The organism is Pseudohaemophilus parahaemolyticus, assembly GCF_938021905.1.
GTDB lineage: Bacteria > Pseudomonadota > Gammaproteobacteria > Enterobacterales > Pasteurellaceae > Haemophilus_A > Haemophilus_A parahaemolyticus_B.
The window spans coordinates 1-3,579 of the sequence record NZ_CALIFA010000006.1 but is presented as its reverse complement, the minus strand read 5'-3'; the positions used below and the strand labels follow the sequence as shown (position 1 = coordinate 3,579).

General features: G+C 42.4%; 3 protein-coding genes and 1 pseudogene. All 4 read right to left on the bottom strand.

Annotation, left to right across the window (positions count from 1 at the left end):
• Nucleotides 1–271 precede the first annotated feature (271 nt).
• A pseudogene (locus QMF79_RS00375) lies at nucleotides 272–1,129 on the bottom strand (YifB family Mg chelatase-like AAA ATPase); the annotation flags it as partial.
• A 179-nt stretch (nucleotides 1,130–1,308) separates the two neighbouring features.
• Entirely contained in the window at nucleotides 1,309–2,736 is a 1,428-nt protein-coding gene (miaB, locus tag QMF79_RS00370; protein ID WP_281772313.1) for a tRNA (N6-isopentenyl adenosine(37)-C2)-methylthiotransferase MiaB, read from the bottom strand.
• 222 nt (nucleotides 2,737–2,958) lie between these two features.
• Entirely contained in the window at nucleotides 2,959–3,408 is a 450-nt protein-coding gene (rplI, locus tag QMF79_RS00365) for a 50S ribosomal protein L9 (RefSeq protein ID WP_281772312.1), read from the bottom strand.
• Between the two features lie 16 nt (nucleotides 3,409–3,424).
• Nucleotides 3,425–3,579: 30S ribosomal protein S18 (gene rpsR, locus QMF79_RS00360; protein WP_281772314.1), on the bottom strand; the 155-nt coding region annotated here is incomplete at its 5' end.

Sequence of the window (3,579 nt, the reverse complement as noted above, 5' to 3'; positions counted from 1 at the left end):
AATACCAACCGCTACCTTGAATTGGTGGTGTAGGTTTTGGATTTAATTCTTTGTGGTTATCAGGATATTTGAGTTTGTTGAAATATGCTGAAAAATCAGGGCAGAAACCGTCATAAGGTTCGTAGGTGACTTCATTGGCAATAAGTTTATTTACGAATGACATAATCTATATCCTTTTCATACACTTAAAACGGATTTTTAGATTATAAATGATCTTATATATTAAGTGCCAATTATTTGTATGGTTCGACAGTATTTTATATGTTTAACATCCCCCGCCAACTAACGCCACCATTGAAGCACTGTGGTGCGGTGCACGAAATGGGCGATCTTTCCAATTAGTAAAATTCAGTTCATTTTGTACAAGGCTTGTAATGGATGCCGTTTCAATCGCTTCTTCATCCGACATCTCAGGCAAAAGATCTGCCAAACGGCTGGCAAGCATTGTTTTGCCTGTACCTGGAGGGCCGAGAAAAAGCAGATTATGTTGCCCAGCTGCAGCAATTGTTAAGGCTCGCTTGGCGTGTTGTTGCCCAATAATATCCGTCAGATCACGTTTAACAAGCAGTGTATTTTCTTCGCTATTTTGCGGAATGTCTTGGGCAACAGGGAGTGTATCTCGTCGGTTAAGAAAATTGACCACTTGCAATAGCGAATGGGCAAAATGCGTTTTAGCATTAGAAACAAGCGAAGCCTCATTCGCATTCTGCTTGGCTAAAATCATCTGGCGTTTTGCTTTCTCTGCAGAAATCACCGCAGGAATTGCTCCTTGCACTCCTCGCAAAGAACCTGTAAGAGCAAGTTCGCCTAAAAACTCAAAACGTTTGAGTAAATCTGAATCAATCTGCCCTGATGCGGCAAGAATACCAATGGCAATCGGCAAATCGAAACGTCCGCCTTCTTTCGGTAAATCAGCAGGTGCAAGATTGATAGTAATGCGTTGCGGGGGATAGAAAAAATTAGCGTTAATTAAAGCACTTCTCACTCGATCCGCTGCTTCTTTCACTGTGGTTTCAGGTAAGCCGACAATGGTCATTTTAGGATTGCCGTTACTAATGTGCACTTCAATCGTGACTAAAGGTGCTTCCACACCAATGGAAGCACGGCTATAAACTATTGCTAAAGACATAATCTCTCCATTTTTAATCTCGACAGCATAAAAAGAGAAAGATAAATCACCAAGCAGAAATATTGAGATTTTCGAGCGAGATCACAAAAATAGTTTGAATGAGTGCAAAATTCAGATAAAAAATAAACCGCTTGTAAAGCATCCTACAAGCGGTTTATTTTCAGGCGATTTTTGCCAAATTAGAGATTAACAACGTATTGACCTACGCCAAGTTCATCTTCTTTACGGGTACGAGCAATCACGCTTGCCGCAGATTCTACTACGCGTAAGCCCATTTCATCTTCAGTGCGAACGACTTCACCACGTAGCGAGTTAGTGTAAACATCGGTAATTTTCACATCAACGAATTTGCCGATCATATCAGGCGTACCCACGAAATTCACTACACGGTTGGTTTCAGTGCGACCTGTTAATTCCATAATATCTTTTTTCGACGGGCCTTCTACCAAAATGCGTTGTTCCGTGCCAAGCATTGCACGGCTGAACTGCATCGCTTGATGGTTAATGCGTTGTTGCAAGCGTGCCAAACGCTCTTTTTTCTCGTCTTCGCTCACATCATCTGGAATATCCGCCGCTGGTGTACCTGGGCGAGCTGAGTAGATGAAACTGAAGCTCATATCAAAGTTCACTTGTTCGATCACTTTCATCGTTTGCTCGAAATCTTCCGCTGTTTCGCCAGGGAAACCGACGATAAAGTCAGAGCTGATTTGAATGTTTGGACGTACCTCACGCAATTTGCGAATAATCGCTTTATATTCCAATGCAGTGTGGTTACGTTTCATCATCGTTAAAATACGGTCTGCACCACTTTGGATTGGTAAGTGTAGGAAGCTCACTAGTTCTGGAGTGTCGCGATAAACTTCAATGATATCGTCAGTAAATTCAATTGGGTGACTGGTGGTGTAACGCACGCGGTCGATGCCGTCAATCGCTGCCACTAAGCGGAGTAATTCTGCAAAGGTGCAAATACCACCGTCAAAGGTTTCACCACGATAAGCGTTTACATTTTGACCGAGTAAGTTCACTTCACGCACACCTTGCTCGGCTAATTGAGCGATTTCAAATAATACATCGTCCACAGGACGAGAAACTTCTTCACCCCGAGTGTAAGGCACCACGCAGAATGAGCAGTATTTGTTACAGCCTTCCATAATAGAAACGAATGCGGTTGGACCTTCCGCTTTTGGCTCTGGCAAGCGGTCGAATTTTTCGATTTCTGGGAAAGAAATATCCACAATCGCACGGTCACCACCACGGATTTTGTTAATCATTTCTGGCAAGCGGTGTAAGGTTTGCGGCCCGAATACGATATCCACGAAAGGTGCACGTTCACGGATGTGTTCACCTTCTTGTGAAGCCACACAACCGCCCACACCAATAATCAAATTAGGTTTGTCTTTCTTCCAGTTTTTCCAACGACCTAATTGCGAGAATACTTTTTCTTGTGCTTTTTCACGAATTGAGCAGGTGTTGAGCAACAACACGTCCGCTTCTTCAGGTTTATCGGTAAGTTCTAAACCGTGGGTTGAATTTAAGAGATCCGCCATTTTTGATGAGTCATACTCATTCATTTGGCAGCCCCAAGTTGTAATATGTAATTTTGCCATAATCGTCTATATTGCCGTTAATAATAGGTTATCAAGATTAAGAAAAGAAAAGCGCAGAGCTAAGTTTAGGCTTGCTCCACGCTAAAAAGTCTGGGCTATTTTACCCGATTGGCTATTTTTTGGCTATAACTAATCTGATTTAATCTACTTATTTGTAACATCTAAAAACAGCTCAAGACAAAAAACCCAGCCTAAGCTGGGTTTTTCTATAATCTTTTAAGATTATTCAGCAACTACGTTTACAGTAACTACTGCGTTCACTTCTGGATGTAAGTGAACTTTAACTTGGTGTTCGCCAGTTGTACGAAGTGGACCTTCGCCTAAACGAACTTCAGATTTAGCTACTTCAACACCTGCTGCAGTTAATGCTTCAGCAATGTCTCTTGCAGAGATTGAACCGAATAAACGACCATCATCACCTGCTGTTGCAGCGATTGCAACTGCTGCGGTTTCAGCGATTTGTGCTGCACGAGCTTGTGCTGCTGCTAATGCTTCAGCTGCTTTTGCTTCTAATTCTGCACGACGTGCTTCGAAGTGAGCAATATTTGCTGCTGTAGCCATAACTGCTTTACCTTGTGGGATTAAGTAGTTACGAGCGAAGCCTGATTTAACTTCAACTTGTGTACCAACACCGCCAAGGTGAGCCACTTTGTCCAATAAAATAACTTGCATTGTACTCGCTCCTTAATTACTGATGGTTGTCAGTGTATGGAAGTAACGCTAAATAGCGAGCGCGTTTGATTGCACGAGCTAATTGACGTTGGTACTTCGCACGAGTACCGGTAATACGGCTTGGTACAATTTTGCCGCTTTCAGAAATGTAGTTCTTTAATGTAGCGATAT